The 1,705-nt window shown below is 50.6% G+C and carries 2 protein-coding genes; one reads left to right on the forward strand and one right to left on the reverse strand.

What is annotated here, in order from left to right:
• Positions 1-44 precede the first annotated feature (44 nt).
• Positions 45-470, forward strand: coding sequence for a DUF4124 domain-containing protein (locus ACTHS3_RS12390; RefSeq protein ID WP_070608219.1), 426 nt, complete (start codon positions 45-47; stop codon positions 468-470).
• A gap of 69 nt (positions 471-539) precedes the next feature.
• On the opposite strand, the gene ACTHS3_RS12395 is transcribed toward ACTHS3_RS12390, so the two are convergent.
• The coding region (locus ACTHS3_RS12395) for an anaerobic C4-dicarboxylate transporter family protein (protein ID WP_440368071.1) at positions 540-1,705 on the reverse strand (1,166 nt) is incomplete at its 5' end.

The following is a 1,705-nucleotide window of genomic DNA, read 5'->3' on the forward strand; positions in this document are numbered from 1 at the left end:
GTAAAATAAGCCGCATGAGAACATCATTTACATAAGGGAAACCCATGAAATCTTCCGTACTCAAAACCTGTCTGATAACAGCCCTTCTCTCTTCCGCCGCCCTGACCGGCGCGGCCGAGGTGTACACTTGGAAAGGCGCATCGGGCAACAGCTATTCCGATACGCCAAACCGCCTGCAACCGAAGCGTTCCGGCGTGGTCAACATCCGCACGCACAATGTCAAACCTGCCGTTGCACCTGCTTCGGCGGCATCTGAGCCGGTTGCTGAGCAACCCAACGAACAGGTTGCGGAACAAAACAAACAAATTGAAGAACGCAATAAAAAAATCGAAGAGCAAAACCGCCAAAATAAGCTGGAAAACTGCAAAATCGCCAAAATCAACCGCCAAGTCGCCGAAAGCGCACGCTTGGCCAATCGCGACAGCCTGATTAAACAATACCAAAACGACGTCAATAAATACTGCAATTAAGCTCTCAAATAACAATATCAAAAAGGCCGTCTGAAATTAAATTTCAGACGGCCTTCATCGTTCAGTCCATCAATAATACAGTTGAACCAACAACAAACCGAACGCCAGACTAAATGCCATGCTCAACAAGCCCGGAATCATGAAGCTGTGGTTGAAGATAAATTTGCCGATTCTGGTTGAACCGGTTACGTCAAAGTCGATGGAAGCGATAATCGGGCCGTAGTTCGGAATGAAGAAATAGCCGTTTACCGCGACAAATGTGCCGATGATGATGGGCGCAGGAATACCCAGTTTGATAGCGATTGGGAACAGCGTTGCCACTGTCGCGCCTTGGCTGTTGACCAATACCGACAAGATAAACAAGGCAAAGGCAAAGGTCCATGGTGCAGATTCAACCAAATGACTGACGGTCGATTCCACTTCTGCCAAGTGGCCGTTCATCAAGGTATCGCCCAACCAAGCAACACCAAACACTGCAATCACGGCACGCATACCGGCATGGAATACCGAACCTCGGGTAATCGCATCGCCATTGGGTTTACACGCCAAAATAATCAGCGCAGAAGCAGACAGCATCACGATTTCAATCGTATGTGCCATGCCCATAGGCTTGATCGCACCATCGTGTTCAAAAGCCGGACGCAACTCAGGCAGCGCACCCATCACAACCACCAGCAATGCCGCAGTCAAGAAAATACCGACCGACAATTTGGCTTTCGGCGAAATGGTGACATCGGTTTTTTGCTCCTCCACATCGATGTATTCTTTCACATAGTTCGGGTCTTTCAACAAAGCCTGATAATGCGGATCGTCTTTCAACTCTTTGCCTAGTTTGTTTACGAACACGCAAGCCAAACCGATACCCAAAATCGTGGACGGAACGGTGACTTTCAACACGTCCGCCATCGTGATGTGCTGCGGCTCAAGCATGGAGACGCAGGCAACAACGGCAGCGGCAATCGGGCTGGCGACAATCGCAAATTGGGAAGCGATAACCGCCATTGTCAAAGGACGGGAAGGACGGATGCCATTGCGACGGCTGACTTCGGCAATCACGGGCAAGACCGAGTAAGCCACATGGCCTGTACCTGCCAACACGGTAAAGGTGTATGTTACCGCCGGCGCGATAAAAGTGATGTATTTCGGATTGCGGTGCAGCACGCGCGTGGCAATCTTAATCATATAGTCCAAACCGCCGCTGGCCTGCATGGCCGCCGCGGCAGACACTACCGCCA

This window comes from Neisseria sp. P0009.S007 (assembly GCF_051962515.1).